This is a genomic window from Pseudomonas sp. GM25 (assembly GCF_000282255.1).
Classification (GTDB): Bacteria; Pseudomonadota; Gammaproteobacteria; order Pseudomonadales; family Pseudomonadaceae; genus Aquipseudomonas; species Aquipseudomonas aphyarum.
The window spans coordinates 50,128-69,148 of record NZ_AKJQ01000033.1 but is presented as its reverse complement, the minus strand read 5'-3'; the positions used below and the strand labels follow the sequence as shown (position 1 = coordinate 69,148).

The 19,021-nt window shown below is 62.1% G+C and carries 19 protein-coding genes; 5 read left to right on the top strand and 14 right to left on the bottom strand.

Annotated elements, in window-relative coordinates; all coding sequences use genetic code 11:
- Positions 1–62: 62 nt before the first annotated feature.
- From PMI24_RS10030 to PMI24_RS10015, 4 genes are all read right to left on the bottom strand, one after another.
- Entirely contained in the window at positions 63–1,280 is a 1,218-nt protein-coding gene (locus PMI24_RS10030) for a multidrug effflux MFS transporter (RefSeq protein ID WP_007953428.1), read from the bottom strand.
- Positions 1,273–2,229 carry a diiron oxygenase gene (locus PMI24_RS10025; protein ID WP_007953427.1) on the bottom strand — a complete coding sequence of 319 codons (957 nt, stop codon included), beginning with the start codon at positions 2,227–2,229 and terminating at the stop codon, positions 1,273–1,275. The genes PMI24_RS10030 and PMI24_RS10025 overlap by 8 nt, the downstream gene beginning before the upstream one ends.
- Entirely contained in the window at positions 2,226–3,299 is a 1,074-nt protein-coding gene (locus PMI24_RS10020; protein WP_045121709.1) for a SagB family peptide dehydrogenase, read from the bottom strand. Before PMI24_RS10020 ends, PMI24_RS10025 begins: the two co-directional genes overlap by 4 nt.
- Before the next feature lie 440 nt (positions 3,300–3,739).
- A complete protein-coding gene (locus tag PMI24_RS10015; RefSeq protein ID WP_007953425.1) occupies positions 3,740–4,936 on the bottom strand; it encodes a class I SAM-dependent rRNA methyltransferase in 1,197 nt (398 codons plus the stop codon).
- A 266-nt stretch (positions 4,937–5,202) separates the two neighbouring features.
- On the opposite strand from PMI24_RS10015, the gene PMI24_RS10010 reads away from it, so the two are divergent.
- The 3 genes from PMI24_RS10010 to PMI24_RS10000 all read left to right on the top strand — a co-directional run bounded on the left by PMI24_RS10010 (position 5,203) and on the right by PMI24_RS10000 (position 7,246).
- Complete coding sequence (locus PMI24_RS10010) at positions 5,203–6,015, top strand: HDOD domain-containing protein (protein ID WP_162130477.1); 813 nt, start codon at positions 5,203–5,205, stop codon at positions 6,013–6,015.
- A gap of 25 nt (positions 6,016–6,040) precedes the next feature.
- Positions 6,041–6,853: a bifunctional DNA-formamidopyrimidine glycosylase/DNA-(apurinic or apyrimidinic site) lyase gene (mutM, locus tag PMI24_RS10005; RefSeq protein ID WP_007953423.1), complete on the top strand. Its 813-nt coding sequence runs from the start codon at positions 6,041–6,043 to the stop codon at positions 6,851–6,853.
- 69 nt (positions 6,854–6,922) lie between these two features.
- Positions 6,923–7,246, top strand: a complete 324-nt coding sequence (locus tag PMI24_RS10000; protein WP_007953415.1) for a hypothetical protein — start codon at positions 6,923–6,925, stop codon at positions 7,244–7,246.
- Positions 7,247–7,284: 38 nt separating this feature from the next.
- Here the strand turns inward: PMI24_RS10000 and PMI24_RS09995 are convergent, their stop codons facing one another.
- From PMI24_RS09995 to PMI24_RS09975, 5 genes are all read right to left on the bottom strand, one after another.
- Positions 7,285–7,536, bottom strand: a complete 252-nt coding sequence (locus PMI24_RS09995; RefSeq protein ID WP_003195146.1) for a YfhL family 4Fe-4S dicluster ferredoxin — start codon at positions 7,534–7,536, stop codon at positions 7,285–7,287.
- Between the two features lie 102 nt (positions 7,537–7,638).
- Complete coding sequence (gene coaD, locus PMI24_RS09990; protein WP_007953414.1) at positions 7,639–8,118, bottom strand: pantetheine-phosphate adenylyltransferase; 480 nt, start codon at positions 8,116–8,118, stop codon at positions 7,639–7,641.
- 115 nt (positions 8,119–8,233) lie between these two features.
- Positions 8,234–9,829, bottom strand: coding sequence for a GMC family oxidoreductase (locus tag PMI24_RS09985; RefSeq protein WP_007953413.1), 1,596 nt, complete (start codon positions 9,827–9,829; stop codon positions 8,234–8,236).
- A gap of 42 nt (positions 9,830–9,871) precedes the next feature.
- Positions 9,872–10,417 carry a hypothetical protein gene (locus PMI24_RS09980; RefSeq protein ID WP_007953410.1) on the bottom strand — a complete coding sequence of 182 codons (546 nt, stop codon included), beginning with the start codon at positions 10,415–10,417 and terminating at the stop codon, positions 9,872–9,874.
- Between the two features lie 24 nt (positions 10,418–10,441).
- Positions 10,442–11,872, bottom strand: coding sequence for a coniferyl aldehyde dehydrogenase (locus tag PMI24_RS09975; protein ID WP_007953409.1), 1,431 nt, complete (start codon positions 11,870–11,872; stop codon positions 10,442–10,444).
- Between the two features lie 146 nt (positions 11,873–12,018).
- On the opposite strand from PMI24_RS09975, the gene PMI24_RS09970 reads away from it, so the two are divergent.
- Both PMI24_RS09970 and PMI24_RS09965 read left to right on the top strand, forming a co-directional pair.
- Positions 12,019–12,690 (top strand): TetR/AcrR family transcriptional regulator, encoded by a 672-nt coding sequence (locus PMI24_RS09970; RefSeq protein WP_007953407.1) that lies wholly within the window; start codon positions 12,019–12,021, stop codon positions 12,688–12,690.
- 28 nt (positions 12,691–12,718) lie between these two features.
- A complete protein-coding gene (locus PMI24_RS09965; RefSeq protein ID WP_007953405.1) occupies positions 12,719–13,573 on the top strand; it encodes a sulfurtransferase in 855 nt (284 codons plus the stop codon).
- A 4-nt stretch (positions 13,574–13,577) separates the two neighbouring features.
- On the opposite strand, the gene PMI24_RS09960 is transcribed toward PMI24_RS09965, so the two are convergent.
- The 5 genes from PMI24_RS09960 to PMI24_RS09940 all read right to left on the bottom strand — a co-directional run bounded on the left by PMI24_RS09960 (position 13,578) and on the right by PMI24_RS09940 (position 18,918).
- Positions 13,578–14,408 (bottom strand): AraC family transcriptional regulator, encoded by an 831-nt coding sequence (locus PMI24_RS09960; protein ID WP_007953403.1) that lies wholly within the window; start codon positions 14,406–14,408, stop codon positions 13,578–13,580.
- A 4-nt stretch (positions 14,409–14,412) separates the two neighbouring features.
- Positions 14,413–15,411, bottom strand: coding sequence for a hydrolase (locus PMI24_RS09955; RefSeq protein WP_007953402.1), 999 nt, complete (start codon positions 15,409–15,411; stop codon positions 14,413–14,415).
- A 63-nt stretch (positions 15,412–15,474) separates the two neighbouring features.
- Positions 15,475–16,083 (bottom strand): 16S rRNA (guanine(966)-N(2))-methyltransferase RsmD, encoded by a 609-nt coding sequence (rsmD, locus tag PMI24_RS09950; protein WP_007953401.1) that lies wholly within the window; start codon positions 16,081–16,083, stop codon positions 15,475–15,477.
- A complete protein-coding gene (locus PMI24_RS09945) occupies positions 16,083–17,570 on the bottom strand; it encodes a M16 family metallopeptidase (RefSeq protein ID WP_007953400.1) in 1,488 nt (495 codons plus the stop codon). The genes rsmD and PMI24_RS09945 overlap by 1 nt, the downstream gene beginning before the upstream one ends.
- The gene (locus PMI24_RS09940; protein ID WP_007953399.1) at positions 17,563–18,918 is read right to left on the bottom strand and encodes a M16 family metallopeptidase; all 1,356 of its coding nucleotides are present in this window, start codon (positions 18,916–18,918) and stop codon (positions 17,563–17,565) included. Before PMI24_RS09940 ends, PMI24_RS09945 begins: the two co-directional genes overlap by 8 nt.
- Positions 18,919–19,021: the final 103 nt, after the last annotated feature.

Below are 19,021 nucleotides of genomic sequence, written 5' to 3'. Positions count from 1 at the left end.
AGGGAATGGCGCAAAGCGTTGTTCCAGTGCTGACGAAGCGTGCGGGATGACGACCGGCAGGATTAATCGCTGTCCGGTTGCCCCACCAGATCGTTGCGCCGACTGATCCGCGCGTTCAACGCCAGTGCCACCCCGCTGAGTATCACGAAGCTGTAGCCCAGCGTGGATTGCAGATTGGTCGGGCTCAGGCTGATCAAGGCACTGATCAAGCCGCCGCAGATGAAAATGATCGTGCTGCCGGCCGAGGCCGAGGTGCCGGCGTTTTCCGGAAACAGACTCATGGCCCGGGACGTGGCGGCCGGCCGGGCAATGGTGGTGCCGGCGGTACAGATCAGCATCGGGATCAGCACGGTCGCCGGAGCCAGTGCAAGGTTCGACGACAGGTACAGCATGGTCACGCCGGCGAACAGGATCAGGCTCAGGCCGACGACCATCTGCTGGCCGCTGTTGATGCGCCTGCTCAGCACGCTGGCGAGGATCCCCCCGGTGACGTAAGCCGCACCGTAGATCAACAGGATCAACGAAAATTCGTAAGCGGACAGTTGCAGTCGATCCATGAAGATCAGCGGCGAGATCACGATGAATGAAAAGTGGCAGGCGAAGGCAAACGCTGAAATCAGCCAGTAACCGACGAAGTCGAAATCTCCCAGAACCCGTCGATAGGCCGTGAGGAAGTTCGTACGTGTGCCACTGGCGGTCGGTCGGGTTTTCTCCAGAAACAGCCAGGCCTTGAGCAGCACTGCGGCTGATAATGCGATGAACACCCAGAAGCTGCCGCGCCAGCCCAGCGTCGCCTGAAGAAAGGTGCCAGCCAGCGGCGATACCGAGATGAAAATCCCGCCGGCGGTCACCATCAGGATCCGCAGGCGATCACGCTCCTCGCCTTCAAACAGGTCCTGCACCAGCGCCTGTGACAGCACGAAGCAACCGCACCCCAGCGCCTGCACCACCCGGAACATCAGAAACAGCGAATAGTCCGAGGTCATCACGCACCCGAGGGCGCCGAGTATTGAAACGCTCATGCCGGCGAGTAGCAGCCCCTTGCGCCCGATCACATCCGACAGCGGCCCGATCAGCAACTGGGCGAAGGCAATTCCGACCGCGAACAGGCTGATCGACAGGGCGATGTCCGCCGGGGTGCGGCGAAAGTGTTCGGCCAGTGCCGGGAACGAAGGCAGCAGGACATCCAGTGGAAAGACGCCGAGCAACACCATTGCCAGCAGAAGACTGACAGCCCCGCGCCGCTGTCGTCGGGTCACCACAGATTGTCCGTCATCCATCGATCAGTCCTGCCCTGGCAAATAATGTCTGGTTTTGAGGTTCGGCAAAAAATCCGGCTTTTTTCAATGCGTTCAATGTAGCGAGGCTGCCGGCGCGTGACCGCCGTCGACTGGCCTGGGTCGATGTCATCGTGCCGAGAATGTCCATCACCGTCGTGTTTGCAATGCCCGCGCCACCGAGGCTTTCCTGCAGCCAGTGCTCATCCACTTCGAAGAAGATTTCCAGAATGTCGAGCAGGGTCGTCGCGGTGAACGTTCGCTGTCGCGGGTTCAGGTGCAACCAGAGGTAGTGGAACACTTCGGTGAAATAGCGGCTGTGGCGCGCTTCGTCGGTGAGGTGATCGCGCAACATGTCGTTGACGCCGGACACCAGGCTGTCGCGGCAGACATCCAGCAGTTCACGGGCAATGATCGTTTCCGAGACGAAGCCCAGAAGAAAGCACGCCAGCGGCCGGTGCTCCTGCCCGGTGCGAGCAATCAGCAGGTTCATCCGGGTGATTCGTCTGGGTATCACGGGGCGCCCGGTGATCGTGTAGATATTGGCGATCTGCTCTGCCACCTGACTGGAAAACAGGGCGTGATAGCCCTCGTCGGTGTAGAGCTGGAGTGCGGCGGTTTTCATCGGCGCAGGCACCGCGACCGGCAGCTCGCCGTGGACGATGGTTTCGACGGCGCGATTGACGATTCGGTGTTCGAGCAGCGTTGTGTAGTCGAGAAAATGCACCAGATGCCGGGCCGTAAGCCGGTGCAACATCGAGCGGCCCGCTGCTTCAATGGCTGGGTGGGCCAGGTAGGGCAGGAACGCCGGCGGAAACCAGTGCCGGGTCTCCAGTTGTTCCTGCACGTTGTCCGGCAAGCGGTAATCGTGGGGGCTGGTGCGAACCGAGGCGCGGATGTTCCAGTCACTCAGGGTGAACTGAAAGACCGGTTCCGGGGCGAGGGCGCTCATGCTTGTGCCTCACGCAGCAGGTCGCGCATTTCCTGACACATCGCCTGACCGTCGCTTTCCCCGCAACCGACGAAGAACAAGGGTTGCTCCGCACTGTTCTCGAGCTTCAGCAACGTTTCGACCTGATCGTCGGAAAACGCGCCCGTGAGCCAGGTGTTCATGCCCAGCGCTGTAGCCACCAGTTGAAATGTCTGCGAAAGGTGCCCGGCTTCGACGAACGCCATTCGATAGGCGCGTGAGTGCGGGTATTTCCACCAGAGCCGGTCGAAGCGGGCGGTGATGAACAGCCCCAATGGCAGGTTATTGATGAAATGCTGGCCCCCCAGCAGATTGCCGGGCTCGGTGTCGGGCAAGGGGTTGATGAAGCTCAAGGCGTGTTCGACGGGGTGGTAGGCATAAACGCCGGGCGCCAGTCCGTCGACGTTCTGTACAAACACGAACCCGGCGCAGGCATTGAGCCCGCCTCCGGAAGGACTGCTGCGCCGTGCGCCAAGTCCGTCGGCAATGCTGTCGTCGCAATCGGCATCGCGTTCTCGCAGGTAACCGAGTGACAGGTAGAGCAAGGTGCCGACATCGTCCAGCGACACGGCGGCGCCGGTGAAGGATCGGCAGGTCTTTCGCCGGGTCAGTGAACTCGACAGGCTGTCGTCATTCAGTGCCAGCGGTTCGGGCAGGGCGATGAGTGGGGTCGGACAGGTATCTGCAGGGATGTCGGCCGGCGGTGGGGTGGCAAGCACTGTGTTGCAGTGTTCGAGGTATTGCCTGGACCATTCCTGAATGTTTCGGGGAGTGTGTTCGCAAGGAATATCCCGAGTCCCGATATGGTAGATCCTGGACAGTTCATCCCAGCCCCAGACAGGCGCTGAGATTTTTGAAGAAGTCAGTATTCCGGCAGTTAATAACTGTGTGTCTATTATGTTGCTGCTGTCATATGAATCAGGGTCGTGAATAAGTTGCGCCAATCGGGAGGAGTACTCAAGATCAAGTTCATGTTGAGTATGGTTTTTGTAGTTCCAGACTATCTGGCCGGGCGTTCGTGGCAGTATGAATAAATAAGGATTTATATGCATGTTGGGGCACGCTGCTCTGGATAGGTGCTTTGTCAGAGGCGCTGGATAGCCGGCTATACCCAGCACCCACCTTACTTAACGGGCTTTAGGTGCGACCAGAAAAGCCAGGTTTGCGAGGGTGCGGGATTCCAGGGTAATTGCTTTCATGATTGAACTCCTTGTTCATTTTTGCTTCGTGGTTAGTTGGTGTCACCTCCGTGGTGACGACTTAATAATAGTTTGTAATGGGTTAATCGCAAGCAAATATTAAGTAGGAATAGTCCAGTAATTTTGTCGGAGTGATCTTTGGCTGGAAGTCAGTGTGTAAGTTAGATATCGATAAATAAAGTATTCGCGGAAATATCCTGCACGTCGGCAGGACGATAAATGTAGGAAAGCAAAATCAAAGGCAAAAAGAAGGGGAGCCCGTGGGCTCCCCTTCTTTATACGCATCGATACCGTTAGCTGTTGGGCAGCAGGCGGCAGGTGATGCTCTTGATGTAGCGGGTTTCCGGGATGGCCGGGTGTACCGGGTGATCCGGGCCCTGACCGCCGCGCTCCAGCAGCTGGATGTTGCGGTCCAGGTGACGGGCGCTGGTCAGCAGGATGTTCTGCAGGTCGTCTTCCGGCAGGTGCATCGAGCACGAAGCGCTGAACAGGATGCCGTCCTTGGTGAGCAGGCGCATGGCTTGCTCGTTCAGGCGACGGTAGGCGCCTTCACCGTTCTTCAGGTCTTTCTTGCGCTTGATGAACGCAGGCGGGTCGGCAACGATCACGTCGAAGCGCTCTTCGCTGGCCTTGAGTTCCTTCAGGGCTTCGAAGACGTCGCCTTCGATGCAGGTCATCTTGTCGGCGAAACCGTTGAGTGCGGCGTTGCGCTCAACGCCGTCGAGGGCGAAGCCCGATGCGTCGACGCAGAACACTTCGCTGGCGCCGAATGCGGCGGCTTGCACACCCCAGCCACCGATGTAGCTGTACAGATCGAGCACGCGTTTGCCCTTGGCGTATGGGGCCAGGCGGGCGCGGTTCATGCGGTGGTCGTAGAACCAGCCGGTTTTTTGGCCCTGAATGACCGGGGCTTCGAATTTCACGCCGTTCTCTTCCAGCGCCACCCACTCCGGCACCACGCCGAACACGGTTTCGGTGTAACGCTCGAGGCCTTCGGCATCGCGGGCGGCGGAGTCGTTCTTGAACAGGATGCCGCTTGGCTTGAGCACTTGGGTCAGTGCCGCGATCACGTCATCTTTATGGGCTTCCATGGTCGCCGAAGCGAGCTGGACCACGAGGATGTCGCCGAAGCGGTCGACTACCAGACCCGGGAGCAGGTCGGAATCGCCGTAGACCAGGCGATAGAACGGCTTGTCGAACAGGCGCTCGCGCAGCGACAGGGCCACGTTCAGGCGGTGCACCAGCAGCGACTTGTCCAGCGGCAGCTTGATGTCGCGCGACAGCAGACGTGCGCAGATCAGGTTGTTCGGGCTCATGGCGACGATGCCCAGAGGCTTGCCGCCGGCGGCTTCGAGGATCGCCTGGTCGCCGGCCTTGAAGCCGTGCAACGGGGTGGCGGCCACGTCGATTTCGTTGCTGTAGACCCACAGGTGGCCGGCGCGCAGGCGACGGTCGGCGTTGGCTTTGAGGCGCAAGCTAGGCAGGGACATGACGTCGCTCCGGAAAAAAGAGCGGGAGTATACCGTGTTGCGCCGCACGCGGGTTCGACGCTGGACACGCGGCGCGTCAGCCCGGCCTGCAAATGAATGAAGGCAGAATTGGCCAGATGGTCTTGAATGAAAGTTTCCGCCGATCTGCCCCCGATGTGTCGTCCGTCGGTTTTTAGAGGTTAGAATCGCCGCCTGTCCCAGAGTGTGTACTTATGTCCCAAGAGCTGACCACCGAACAGATTCAACAGTCCCTGCAAGGCATCAGCGTGCCTGCGCAGCCGCAGATCATGGTGGATCTGCAAATGGAGCAATACATGCCCGACCCGGATCTGGAGACGATCGCCAAGCTGATCTCCCAGGATCCCGGCCTGTCCGGCTCGCTGCTGAAAATCGTCAACTCGCCGTATTACGGCTTGAGCAACAAGATCACTTCGATCAAGCGCGCGGTGAACCTGCTGGGCAGCCGTTCGATCGTCAATCTGATCAACGCCATGTCGATCAAGGGCGAGATGAATGACGACACCATCGTCACCCTCAACCGTTTCTGGGACACCGCCCAGGACGTGGCCATGACCTGCCTGACCCTGGCCAAGCGCGTCGGCACCGAGGCCAGCGACGAGGCTTACGCCTTGGGCCTGTTCCACGACTGCGGCGTCCCGTTGATGCTTCAGCGTTTCCCGGATTACATGACGACGCTCGAAAAGGCCTACGCCAACGCGAGTGCCGAGCGCCGGGTCGTGGACACCGAGAACGATGTCTACAACACCAACCACTCGGTGGTCGGTTACTACACCGCGAAGTCCTGGCGCCTGCCGGAACACGTCAGCGCGGCCATCGCCAATCACCACAATGCCCTGGCGATCTTCAGCGACGAGACTTCGCGCAACAGTCAGATGAAAAACCTGCTGGCGATCCTGAAGATGGCCGAGCACATCTGCGCGTCGTACCGGGTGCTGGGCAACCAGACCGAAGACTTCGAATGGCAGGCGGTCGGGCCGCTGGTGCTGGAATACATTGGCCTCTCGGATTACGACTTCGAAACGTTGAAGCAGACGATCCGCGAACTTGGCGCGCACTGATTTAGCAAACTGATTCGAGACCCCCATGCCTGAATTGCCGGAAGTCGAAACCACCCGCCGCGGCATCGCCCCGCACCTGGAAGGCCAGCGCGTCAGCCGGGTGATCGTGCGTGACCGGCGGCTGCGCTGGCCGATTCCCGAAGACCTCGATGTGCGCCTGTCCGGGCAGCGCATCGTGCTGGTCGAGCGGCGCGCCAAGTATCTGCTGATCAACGCCGAAGTCGGCACGCTGATCAGCCACTTGGGCATGTCGGGTAACTTGCGGCTGGTTGAGGTCGGGATGCCGGCGGCCAAGCATGAGCATGTCGATATCGAACTGGAGTCGGGCCTGGCACTGCGCTACACCGATCCACGGCGTTTCGGGGCGATGCTCTGGAGCACCGACCCGCTCAATCACGAATTGCTGATCCGCCTGGGCCCAGAGCCGTTGACCGACCTGTTCGATGGCGAGCGCTTGTATCAGCTGTCACGCGGGCGTTCGATGGCGGTCAAGCCGTTCATCATGGACAACGCGGTGGTGGTGGGGGTCGGCAATATTTACGCGACCGAAGCACTGTTCGCCGCCGGCATCGATCCGCGTCGCGAAGCCAAGGGCATTTCCCGGGCGCGCTACTTGAAGCTGGCGATCGAGATCAAACGCATCCTCGCTGCCGCCATCGAGCGCGGCGGCACCACGTTGCGTGATTTCATCGGTGGCGACGGGCAGCCGGGCTATTTCCAGCAGGAACTGTTTGTCTACGGTCGCGGTGGCGAGCACTGCAAGGTCTGCGGCACGGGCCTGCGGGAAATGAAGCTCGGCCAGCGCGCCAGCGTCTGGTGTCCGCGCTGCCAGAGCTGAGCAAAGCCTCCGAATAAGTCCTACGGTCTATAGTGAGTTGTCTCACTGTTCAGCCCGAAGGATCGTGCCATGAAGTCCTTGCAAACCCTCATCGTCGCCCTGCTGCTGTGCTTCAGCCTGACCGTTCAGGCCACTGAAGGCGGCAGCGGTGACCCTCGCTACGCCATCCAGAATCCACCGGCCTACGCCATGCTCGGCGACCTGCTGATTGCCCGACCATTGCTGGTGGTGGCGACGGTGATCGGTGCCGGGGCGTTCGTCGTGTCATTGCCGTTCACCGCGCTGGGTGGCGGGATTGGCGATGCGGGAGAGGCGTTGGTGGTGGCGCCGGCGAAAGCGGCGTTCGTGCGTTGCCTGGGCTGCACAGGGGAGGGATTCGAGCAGCGTGAATGACGCGATCGCAGCCGGGAGCTGCGATCGGATTCAGTGGCTCAAGCCTTGCCGGTGATCTTGCGGTACTTCTCCATCAACTGTTCTTCAGTCTCCGGATGGGCTTCGTCCAGCGGAATGCAATCCACCGGGCAGACCTGCTGGCACTGCGGCTCGTCGTAGTGGCCGACGCACTGGGTGCACAGGTTCGGGTCGATCACGTAGATCTCTTCGCCTTGGGAAATGGCGGCGTTCGGGCACTCGGGTTCGCAGACGTCGCAGTTGATGCAATCGTCGGTGATGATCAGGGACATGCTAACTCCAGCCGGGGCGGGGAGCCCGGGCGCTATGAATCAATGCGCGCAATTGTGCCGCATTGGCGCCCGTAGTGCACGCGGGCGCCGTTTGAACGGTCGTTACTTCTTGAAGCGCAGGGTCAGGGCTTCGGCCACCGCCGGGTGGACGAACTTGCTGATATCGCCGCCCAGGGCCGCGATTTCCCGCACCAGGGTCGAGGAAATGAACGAATAACGCTCGGACGGGGTGAGGAACAGGCTCTCCACATCCGGGGCTAGCTGGCGGTTCATGTTGGCCAGCTGGAATTCGTATTCGAAGTCCGACACCGCGCGCAGGCCACGCAGGAACACGTTGGCGTTCTGCTCTTTGGCGAAATGCGCCAGCAGCGTCGAGAAGCCGACCACTTCCACGTTCGGCAGGTGTTTGGTGACCTCGCGGGCCAGCTCGACCCGTTGTTCCAGCGGGAACAGCGGATTCTTCTTGGGGCTGGCGGCGACGGCGATGATCACGTGGTCGAACAGGCGCGAGGCGCGTTCGACCAGATCGCCATGGCCCTTGGTAATAGGGTCGAAGGTACCTGGGTACAACACTCGGTTCATCGCGTCGTCCTGGCGGGAATCCGTTGGGGAGTCGGATGGTATCGCAGCCGTCCCGGTCGGGAAAGTCGCCTGTTGGGTAAGAAAGCACTATAGACGATCGGAATTTTCGTCTTTTTCACGGGTTTCTCAACCGTTCGCCGAGGGATGTCGCCAGTTGCGCCGTCAGACCATACACCGACAACTGCGGGTTGGCGCCGATGCTGGTGGGGAACAAAGAGCCGTCATGGATCGACAGATTGCTCAGTTGATGATGGCGGCCGAGGCTGTCGGTGACGGCGGTTTTCGGGTCCTCGCCCATGGCGCAACCGCCCATGACGTGGGCGCTGCCCAGGCGGGTGCGATACAACTCCAGACTCAGGCTGTCGATCAACGAGCGGGCCTCGGCCAGACTGTTCACGTAGCGCGCATCGGCGTGCATCGGCATTACCGCCTTGGCGCCGCCGGCGAACTGGATCTCGGCCATGCTGTGGAATGAGCGACGCAAGCCCTCCCAGGTGTAAGGCGACACCTGATAGTCGAGCACCGGCGAACCGTCACCGCGCAATTCGACGCTGCCGCCCTGACTGTCCGGGTGAAAACCGTCACGCAGCAAGGCGAGCATCGCGTGGGTGTGCGGCAGGTCCGCCATGTGTTGCGCGCTTTCCTGACCGAAACCACCGAGCAACGTGGCGGCCAGCGCCGGGTGCAGCGGCGGCACTTCGAGTTTGTAGGCCATCGGGCCGGTGGTGCCGTCCTTCCACTGGAAATGGTCCGAGTAGATCGACTGCGGCGCACCGTAGAACGGGTTGATGACCTCGTCGAAACGCCCGGCGGACATGTTCACCAGATGCAGGAAAGTGCGCTTGCCCAGCCGTTTGTGCGGATCCGGTGCATCCGAACGCATCAGCAGCGCCGGGCTGTTGATCCCGCCGCCGGCCAGCACGTAATGCCGCGCCTTGACGGTGATCGTGCGTCCAGTCGGCTCGACGCAGCGTTCGTCCATCGCCACGCATTGCAGGCCGGTGACCTTGTCGCCGCTGATCAAAAGCTTTTCGGCCCGGGCCAGATACAGCAGCTCGCCGCCCTTTTCCAAAGTCGCCGGAATGGTCGTGACCATCATCGATTGCTTGGCGTTGGTCGGGCAGCCCATGCCGCAGTAGCCCAGATTCCAGCAGCCGCGCACGTTGCGCGGGATCACGTGCCAGCTGTAGCCGAGTTGTTCGCAGCCTTTGCGGATCACGTCGTTGTTGGCGTTGGGCGGCACCATCCACGGGGCGACGCCGAGACGCTGCTCCATTTTTTCGAACCACGGGGCCATGTCGGCGGGGCTGTGGCCTTTGACGTTGTGCTCTTTGGCCCAGTGTTCGAGGGTCGGCTCGGGGGTGCGAAAACTCGATGTCCAGTTGATCAGGGTGGTGCCGCCGACCGCGCGGCCTTGAAGGATGGTGATCGCGCCGTCCTTGCTCATGCGGCCGATGCCTTCCTGGTAGAGGCTGCTGTAGGCCTGGTCTTCCAGCAGTTTGAAATCGCTGCTGGTCTTGAGCGGGCCTTCTTCGATCAGCAGCACTTTGTAGCCGGCGGCGCTGAGGATTTCCGCCGTGGTGCCGCCACCGGCGCCGCTGCCGATGATGGCGACATCGGCTTCCAGGGTCAGGTCATCGGTGAGTTGCGCGCCGTTGTAGGTTTTCCAGCCACGGGCAAGGCCTTCGCGAAACGGGTCGGGTACGGGCATCGATCAGGTTCTCTTATTATTGTTTTGGATGGGTCGCCAGGCTCAAACGGCGGGCGGTCCGGGATAACCGCAATGGGCCCAGGATTCGGCGCGGGTGTACCAGGCCATCATCACCATTTGCAGCAATGAGCTGTGGCCCATGCGCAGCAGGCTCAGCGAGCTGTTTTCCCAGCGTTCGAGGAAGTGGCGGATTGCCTCGGGGCTGGCGTTTTCCCAACTGCCCCAGATTCCGGTCAATGGCCCGCGCGTCACGGCCATGCCCAGGACATCGAACAGTTGCCGGGTGAGCTTGAGCATTTCCGGCGACAGGTGATCGAGGCTGTAATCCAGCGACTTCAGGGTTCCATCGACAGCGGCGGGCAGCTTTTCCACAGCTACGGCGCCCTCCAGCAGCACTGGAATCAGCGCGCGCAGAAACAGCAGATCACCGCTGCGCAACGTGGTGAATCCGTTGGCTGAAACGCTCGACGAACAGCCGCTGAGGCTGGCACCAAGGCCGGCGGTGGCGAGAAAAGCCGTGGCGCCCAGGCTGAATTTCAGCAGGCCACGGCGCGACAGGGCAGGTGTTTCGGTCAGGCTTGGGTGCATTGTTGTTATTACCCGGCGGTGACGTTAGCGAATGAACAGTTTCTGGATCAGTTTCTGAATGGATTTGCCGTAGGGCGGGTAGATCAGCTTCGCCGCGTTGAAGCGCTGTTTGACCAGCACGCCCTTGGCCTTGCTGAACGTCAGGAAACCTTCGTGTCCGTGGTAATGGCCCATGCCCGACGGGCCGATGCCGCCGAACGGCATGTCGTCCTGCGCCACGTGCAGCAGCGTGTCGTTGAGGCAGACGCCACCGGAATGGGTTTCGCTGAGTACGCGCTTCTGTTCGCGCTTGTCGTAGCCGAAGTAGTAAAGAGCCAGAGGACGTGGCCGCTGATTGATGTAAGCAAATGCCTGATCCAGATCCTGATACGGCACGATCGGCAGCAGCGGGCCGAAGATCTCGTCCTGCATCACCGTCATCTCATCGCTGACATTCAGCAGCAGGCTGTGCGGCATGCGTCGACCCTGGCCCTGGTCGAACAGCGGAATCAACAGCGCGCCCTTGCTGGTGGCGTCGCTGAGATAGCTGTTGAGCCGCGCCAGTTGGCGCTCGTTGATGATGGCGGTGTAGTCCGGGTTGTCGGCGAGTGTCGGATAAAACCCGCGCACCGCCTGGCGATAGGCTTCGACGAAACCGCCAATGCGCTCTTCCGGCACCAGCACGTAGTCCGGGGCCACGCAGGTCTGGCCGGCGTTGAGGGTCTTGCCGAAGGCGATGCGTTCGGCGGCGTCCTTGAGCGGTACGTCGTGGGAAACGATGGCCGGGGATTTGCCGCCCAGTTCCAGCGTCACCGGTGTCAGGTTTTCCGCCGCTGCGCGCATCACATGCCTGCCGACGCTGGTGGAACCGGTGAACAGCAGGTGGTCGAAGCGCATCTTCGAAAACGCCACGCCGACATCGGCCTCGCCGAGCACCACGCACACCAGATCTTCGGGGAAGATCCGCGCCAGCAATTCCTTCAGCAGCAGGCCGGTGGCCGGGGTCGATTCGCTGAGTTTCAGCATCACCCGATTGCCGGCCGCGAGCGCGCCGGTCAACGGGCCGATGGCCAGGAACAGCGGGTAGTTCCACGGCACGATGACGCCGACCACACCGAGCGGCTGATACACGACTTTCGCCGACGCCGGCTGGAAAGCCACACCGACTTTGCGCCGCGAAGGTTTCATCCACTGGCTGATGTGCTGGCTGGCGTAGTGAATGCCGTGCAGGCTCGGCATCAGTTCGGCGAGCAAGGTTTCATCGGCGCTGCGGTGGCTGAAGTCGGAGCTGATGGCGTCGATCAGTGCCTGCCGTTCGCTGCTCAGCAAATCGCGCAGGGCCTTGAGCCATTGCTGGCGCTGGGCCGCAGGCGGCATCGGGTTGGCGGCGTAGGCGGCACGCTGCGCATCGAACAGCCGGTTGAGCTCTTCCAGCGGCTGTTGCAGCGTTTGCAGGTAGGCAATATCGGCAGTCATCGTCAGCTCCGGAGATGTTGTTGTGAGGAACTTTTTAGAGTCTATGCTCTAGAAAGTCAAATGGCTTCCTTGCGCATCCTGGTTTTATCCCGTTCCGGTTAGGTCGTAAGATGCCCCCCAACGCACTCTGAATTAAAGCTCAAGCCATGGCCCCACGGATCAAAACCAGCGAGCGCATCGTGCAGAACAGCCTCGAGCTGTTCAATCAGCAGGGCGAGCGCAGCATCAGCACCAATCACATCGCCGCCCACATGGAGATTTCTCCGGGCAATCTGTACTACCACTTCCCCAACAAGCAGGCGATCATCGCCGTGCTGTTCAGTGAGTACGAAAGCTTGGTGGACAGCTTCCTGCGTCCGCCCCAGGGCCGTGCCGCGACGGTCGAAGACAAGCGTTTCTATCTCAAGGAGCTGCTGTCGGCGATGTGGCGCTACCGGTTTCTGCACCGCGATCTCGAGCATCTGCTCGACAGCGATCCGGACCTGGCCGGGCGTTACCGGCGCTTCTCCCAGCGCTGCGTGATCCAGGGCGCGGCGATCTACGAAGGCTTCGTTGCCGCCGGGATCCTGAAGATGGACCGGGTGCAGATCGAATCCCTGACCCTCAACGCGTGGATCATCCTCACCTCGTGGGTGCGCTTCCTGTGCACGACCCGGGAGAATTCCAATCACCTCAGCGAACAGGCCATCAAACGTGGCGTGTATCAGGTGCTGGTGCTGGAAGCAGGGTTCGTTACCGAGCAGGCCCGCGATGAGGTCAACGCCTTGTTCGAAGAGTTTTACGTGCCGCTGGCCCAGGCCCTCGAAGAAAGACCGTAATTCCATTTCCTCACTGGAGTCGTTCGCTATGCCGATTGCGCAACTGATCAGCCCGACCGCACTGGATGCCCGCAAGGCGCAACCGGGGCTGGTGATTCTCGATTGCCGTTTTGCCCTCGAAGACCCGGATTACGGCCAGCGCAGCTACGCCGAGGGGCACATTGCCGGGGCACATTTCGCCGATCTTGAGCGCGACCTCAGCGGCCCGGTGACCAAGGGCGTGACCGGTCGTCATCCGCTGCCGGAGCCGGCGGCGCTGGTCGAACGGCTGCAAGCTTTCGGCATCGACAACGACAGCGACGTGGTTCTGTATGACGACGGCCCGGGCGCCTATGCGGCGCGGGCCTGGTGGTTGCTGGCGTGGCTGGGCAAGCGCGACGGCGTGTTCATTCTCGATGGCGGGCTCAAGGCCTGGCATGCGGCGGGGCTGCCGCTGAGTCTCGATCCCCCGTCTGCGGCACGGGGCAACTTCAGCGGCCAGCCGGACATGAGCCTGCTGCTCAGCGCCGAGCAATTGCAGCAGCGCCTCGGCCAGCCGGCCCTGACCCTGCTCGATGCCCGTGTCTTGCCACGCTTCAAGGGCGAAGTGGAGCCGATCGACCCGATCGCCGGGCACATTCCCGGCGCACAATGCGCGGCGTTCACCGACAACCTGGGCAGCGACGGGCGTTTCCTGCCGGCCGATCAGCTCAAGCAGCGTTTCGCCGCGAAACTCGGCGAGCGTTCCCCGAACGATCTGGTGGCTTACTGCGGCTCCGGGGTGACGGCGTGTCACAACCTGTTCGCCCTGTGCCTGGCGGGTTATCCGTTGGGTTCGCTGTATGCCGGATCGTGGAGCGAGTGGATCAACGATCCTGCGCGTGGAATCGCGACGGGCGAATAAGCGCTCAGCGATCCAGCCGCGCGCTGCGATAGGCCGCCGGCCCCACGCCATAAACCTGTTTGAATTGCCGGCTCAGATGGCTCTGGTCGGCAAATCCCAGCTGCGTGGCGACTTCCACCGGCAGGCAGCCGCTCTGCAACAAACCCCGCGCGCAGGCGATCCGCTGCTGCATCAGCCAGCTGTGCGGCGGCATGCCGGTGGCGCGGCGGAACACCCGGGCGAAATGGAAAGGCGACAGGTTCACGGCCGCCGCCAGTTCTTCCAGTGAGGGCGGCGCTGCCAGCTGCGCGTGCAGCAACTCCTTGGCCATCGCTACCGCGCGGTGCTCTTTGCCGGGATTACCGTTGATTTGCACCGCCGCGTGACGCTGCAACAGCAGCATCATCATTTCACGCCACACCGTTTGCTGCTGCAACGCGGTGGCGGGACTTTCCAGCAAACGATGCAACTGACAGAAACCGTTGACCAGGTCCGGATCGCGATACAGCGTCGCGCCGAAAGCCGGCATCGGTGCGGTCGGCAGTTCCAGTTCATTCAGCAGCGCGACGATCTGCCCGGTGTCGGGATAAAACGCCCGGTACAGCCAGCCGTCGTCGGTGCCCTTGTGGCCGTTATGCACTTCGTCCGGATTAATCAGCACCAGCGTGCCGCTGCCCGCCAGGTGTTCGGCGCCGCGATAACGGTAGCGCTGAGCGCCGGCCATGATCATGCCGATCACATAACCGTCGTGGACGTGCGGGGCGAAACGATGCTCAATGTAGCGCGCGGTCAACAGCTCGACCCCAGCCAGGGGCGCGGCTTGCCAGAAACGGATCGACTCGCCCTGATCGCTCATGACCTCACCCGTGCCCCGCGTCGGCCAGCCACTGCGGAATCCGTCGTTCCAGGTAATAACCTGGCTGGCGGAGCGTGCCGTCGACGAAGCCGACGTGCCCGCCCTTGTTCTGTAATTCGAACGCGGTCGAGCTCGACAACTCACTGGCCTGCGGCAGGCTGTGGGGAAACACGAACGGGTCGTCAGCCGCCTGAATGATCAGGGTCGGCGTGCGGATCTCGCCGAGAAAATAGCGGCTCGACGCGCGGCGATAGTAATCCTCGGCATCGGTGAAACCGTGCAGCGGCGCGGTCACCCGGCCATCGAAATCCCAGAAAGTGCGCATGTTTTCCAGCGAGCCGAGGGCGGCCAGTGCGGCGAGACCATCCTCGCGCCCATCGTGCTGGAACTGGCGCTGCTTGTTTTTGATGTAGGCGACCATCTCGCGCATGAAGTGCGCCTGATAGACCTTCGAGAAACCCTGGCCAATACGATCGGCGCATTGATCGAGGCGAAACGGCACCGACACCGCCACTGCACCAAGCACGCCGCTGGCGCTGCCGGTTTCCCCCAGATGCTTGAGTAGCACATTGCCGCCGAGGGAATAGCCGACCGCATACAGCGGTGCCAATGGCCGCTTGGCTTTGAGGTGGCGGATGGTTTCGGCGAGGTCTTCGCTGGCGCCGGAATGGTAGCTGCGCGGCAACAGGTTCGGTTCGCCCGAGCAGCCGCGCCAGTTCAGCGCAACACTGGCCCAGCCTTGCGCGGCGAGCGCTGCCTGGATCCCGGCCACGTAGGGCGAATTGGAAGAACCGGTCAGCCCGTGCAGCACCAGCACCAGAGGCGCTTCGGCGCTGTGGGGGCCGTGCCAGTCGAGGTCGAGGAAGTCGCCGTCATCCAGCCACAGCCGTTCGCGTTGGCGATCAAGGTGCACGGTCTTGCGCCACAGCGGCCCCCACAGGGTTTGCAGGTGCGGATTGCCGAGGCCGAAGGCGGGGATGAACGGTTTTGACGAAGGGGGCACGATTGCTCTCGATGCAGCGCAGCGAGCCTCGGCTGAGACTCGCCGCTTTTTCAGGCCGGTCGGTTAACCGGCGATCACTGCCATACGTTGCCACAACGCGTAGTACACCCGCCCGGATTTCTGCTCGCGGTGCAGGCGCCAGTTGCCCGGCAGGCCGAGGGTCGATGGCGCGGTTTCGCTTTCAGTGTAGATCCACGAATCGTCGGCCAGCCATTGGCGCTCTTCCAGCAGCGTGCACACGGCGGGCAGCAGGTTCTGGTTGAACGGTGGGTCGAGGAACACCAGATCGAACGCCGTTGCGGTCTGGGTTTCCAGGTAGCGCAGCGCATCGGCGGTTTGCACGTGACCGTTGGTGCAGCGCAGCGTGCCGAGGTGTTCTTTCAGGCTGGAGACTGCGACGTGGCTGGCATCCAGCGCCTGGCCCATGGCCGCGCCACGGGACAGCGCTTCCAGAAACAACGCGCCGCTGCCGGCGAACGGGTCGAGCACCTTGGCCCCGGCAACGTACGGCGCGAGCCAGTTGAACAGGGTTTCGCGCACCCGGTCCGGCGTCGGACGCAGGCCCGGCGCATCAGGAAAGCTCAGCTTTCGGCTGCGCCATTCGCCGCCGATGATGCGCAACTGGTTCACACCGTTGTGCAGTTTTTGTACAGGTTTCTTTGGACTGGCCATTAATGCTCCGGAACCCCGAGCGGCTGCTCGGCAGGTTTATCAGATGGGGCCGGTAACGGCTTTTGCGGCACGGTCGGGCCAGCGCTGACGATGACCAATTTATCCGTGCTCAAGTGTTTGTTCAGAACGTCACGAACCTGCTCGACTGTCAGGCTCTGGGACTGACGCATGAAGTCATCCAGATAACTCAGCGGCAGGTTGTAGAAACCCATGGCGCCGAGCTGGCCGACGATATCGGCGTTGCTCGCGGTGGACAGTGGGAAGCTGCCGGCCAGTTCGCGCTTGGCGTCGTCGAGTTCTTTCTGGGTCGGGCCGGTCTTGAGGTAATCGGCGAGCACGTCCTGCACCAGTTTCAGGGTGCCTTCGCTCATTTCCGCGCGGGTCTGCAGGTTGATCATGAACGGGCCGCGAGCCTGCATCGGGCTAAAGGCCGAATACACGCCGTAGGTCAGGCCGCGCTTCTCGCGGACTTCGCTCATCAGCCGGGTGCCGAAACCACCGCCACCGAGGATCTGGTTGCCCATCGACAGCGCGGCGTAGTCCGGGTCATCACGGTCGATGCCCAGTTGCGCGATCATCAGGTTGGTCTGCTTCGACGGAAACTCGATGTGGCCGATGCCGGCTTTCGGCTCGGTCGGTTGCTCGACCTTCGCCAGCGCCGGGCCTTTTGGCAGCGCAGAAGACACTTGATTGGCAATCGCCTCGGCCTCGCTGCGGGACAGATCGCCCACCAGCGCAATCACCACGTTGCCGGCCGCATAGGCCTTGGCGTGGAACTCACGCAGTTGCGCCAGCGTGATCTTCGGCACGCTTTGCGCGTTGCCGTCGCTGGAATGGGCGTACGGGTGATTGCCGTACAGACGCTTCATCAGCTCCAGGCTGGCGAGTTTGCCGGGGTTCTGTTTCTGGTACTCGAAACCGGCGAGCATCTGGTTCTTGATGCGCGCGAAGGAGTCGGCCGGGAAGGTCGGTTTGCCCACTACTTCCGAGAACAGCTTCAGCGCCGGCTCACGTTTGTCGGCGGCGCTCAGGCTGCGCAGCGACGCGATGGCCATGTCCTTGTAAGCGCCGTTGCCGAAATCCGCGCCCAGGCCTTCGAAACCTTGGGCGATGGCGCCGACATCCTTGCCCGCCACGCCTTCGTTGAGCATGGCGTTGGTAAGCAGGGCGAGACCCGGCGCGTTGCCGTCCTGGCTGCTGCCGGCGGAAAAGATCAGGCGCATGTCGAACATCGGCAGTTCGCGGGCTTCGACGAACAGCACCTTGGCGCCTTCGGCGGTGTTCCAGGTCTGCACGTCGAGCTTGCGACTGGCCGGGGCCTTGCCGTCGAGTTCGGCCAGCGATTGCAGCTTCTGGCTGGACTTGGCGTTATCCAGCGCTTCGCTGGCCTTGGTGTTGTCGCTTGGTACCAGGTAGAACGCGGCGGAGCCGATGACAGCCACGGCGATCAGACCGAGCAGCAGGCGTGGGGTTTTGCGCTCACTCATGAGTCGTCTCCAGTGGCAGGACGTGGGCGACGCTGAGACGTTCGCGGGTGAAATACAGCTTGGCGGCGTTCTGGATGTCTTGCGGGGTGACGCTTTCCAGATCGGCCAGTTCGGTATCCATCAGTTTCCACGACAGACCGACGGTCTCCAGTTGGCCGATGGCGGTGGCCTGACTGGTGATCGAATCACGCTCGAAGACCAGACCGGCGATGACCTGCGCACGTACACGCTCCAGTTCTTCGGCGGATGGTGCGGTGGTTTTCAGCTGTTCCAGCAGTTTCCACAGGCCGGCTTCAGCCTGGGCCATGGTTTTTTTCTTCTGGGTGTTCGGTGTGGCCGACAGGGTGAACAGGCTGTCGCCGCGGGTGTAGGCGTCGTAGCTCGACGAACCGCCGGACACCAGCTCTTCACCACGCTCCAGTTGGGTCGGGATGCGGCCGCTGTAGCCGCCATCCAGCAACGCCGAAATCAGGCGCAAGGCGTTGACCGAGCGTTTGTCTTCGGCGGTGGCGATGCTCGGGACGTTGAAGCCGAGCATCAGGCTCGGCAGTTGGGTCTGCACGTGCAGGGTGATCTGGCGTTCACCCGGTTCGGCCAGTTCCAGCGGCTTTTTCGCCGGCGGCACGTCGCGTTTCGGGATCGGCCCGAAGTAGCGCTGGGCGAGGGTCTTCACCTCGTCCGGGGTCACGTCACCGACCACCACCAGCGTGGCGTTGTTCGGCACGTACCAGGATTGATACCAGTGGCGCAGCTCTTCGACCTTCATCCGCTCAAGGTCGGCCATCCAGCCGATGGTCGGCGTGTGATAACCGCTGGCCGGGTAGGCCATGGCCTTGTAGCGCTCGTAGGCCTTGGACATCGGCTTGTCGTCGGTGCGCAGGCGGCGCTCTTCCTTGATGACTTCGATTTCCCTGGCGAACTCGTCGGCCGGCAGGCGCAGGTTGGCCATGCGGTCGGCTTCCAGTTCGAAGGCCACGCCCAGACGGTCGCGGGCCAGCACCTGGTAATAAGCGGTGAAGTCGTCGCTGGTGAACGCGTTCTCTTCGGCGCCGAGGTCGCGCAGGATCAGCGAGGCTTCGCCGGGGCCGACTTTCTCGCTGCCCTTGAACATCATGTGTTCGAGGGCGTGGGACAGACCGGTCTGGCCCGGGGTTTCGTAGCTGGAACCGACCTTGTACCAGACCTGCGACACCACCACCGGCGCGCGATGGTCTTCGCGCACGACGACCTTCAGGCCGTTGTCGAGGGTGAATTCGTGGGTCGGTTGCGGGTCGGCCGCCAGGGCCGAAAGGGGCAGGCAGACTGTGCTGAGCAGCAGGCCTGCGGCGCGGCGGGCTAGAGCATTCATTCGTTTTTAAACCTGTTGGGCTGCCCGCTTGGTCTTAGCGTCGGCGGGCGAGAGGGTGCTAGGATACTGATCCGTTTTACCGGCGACCACGCCTATCCGGTTT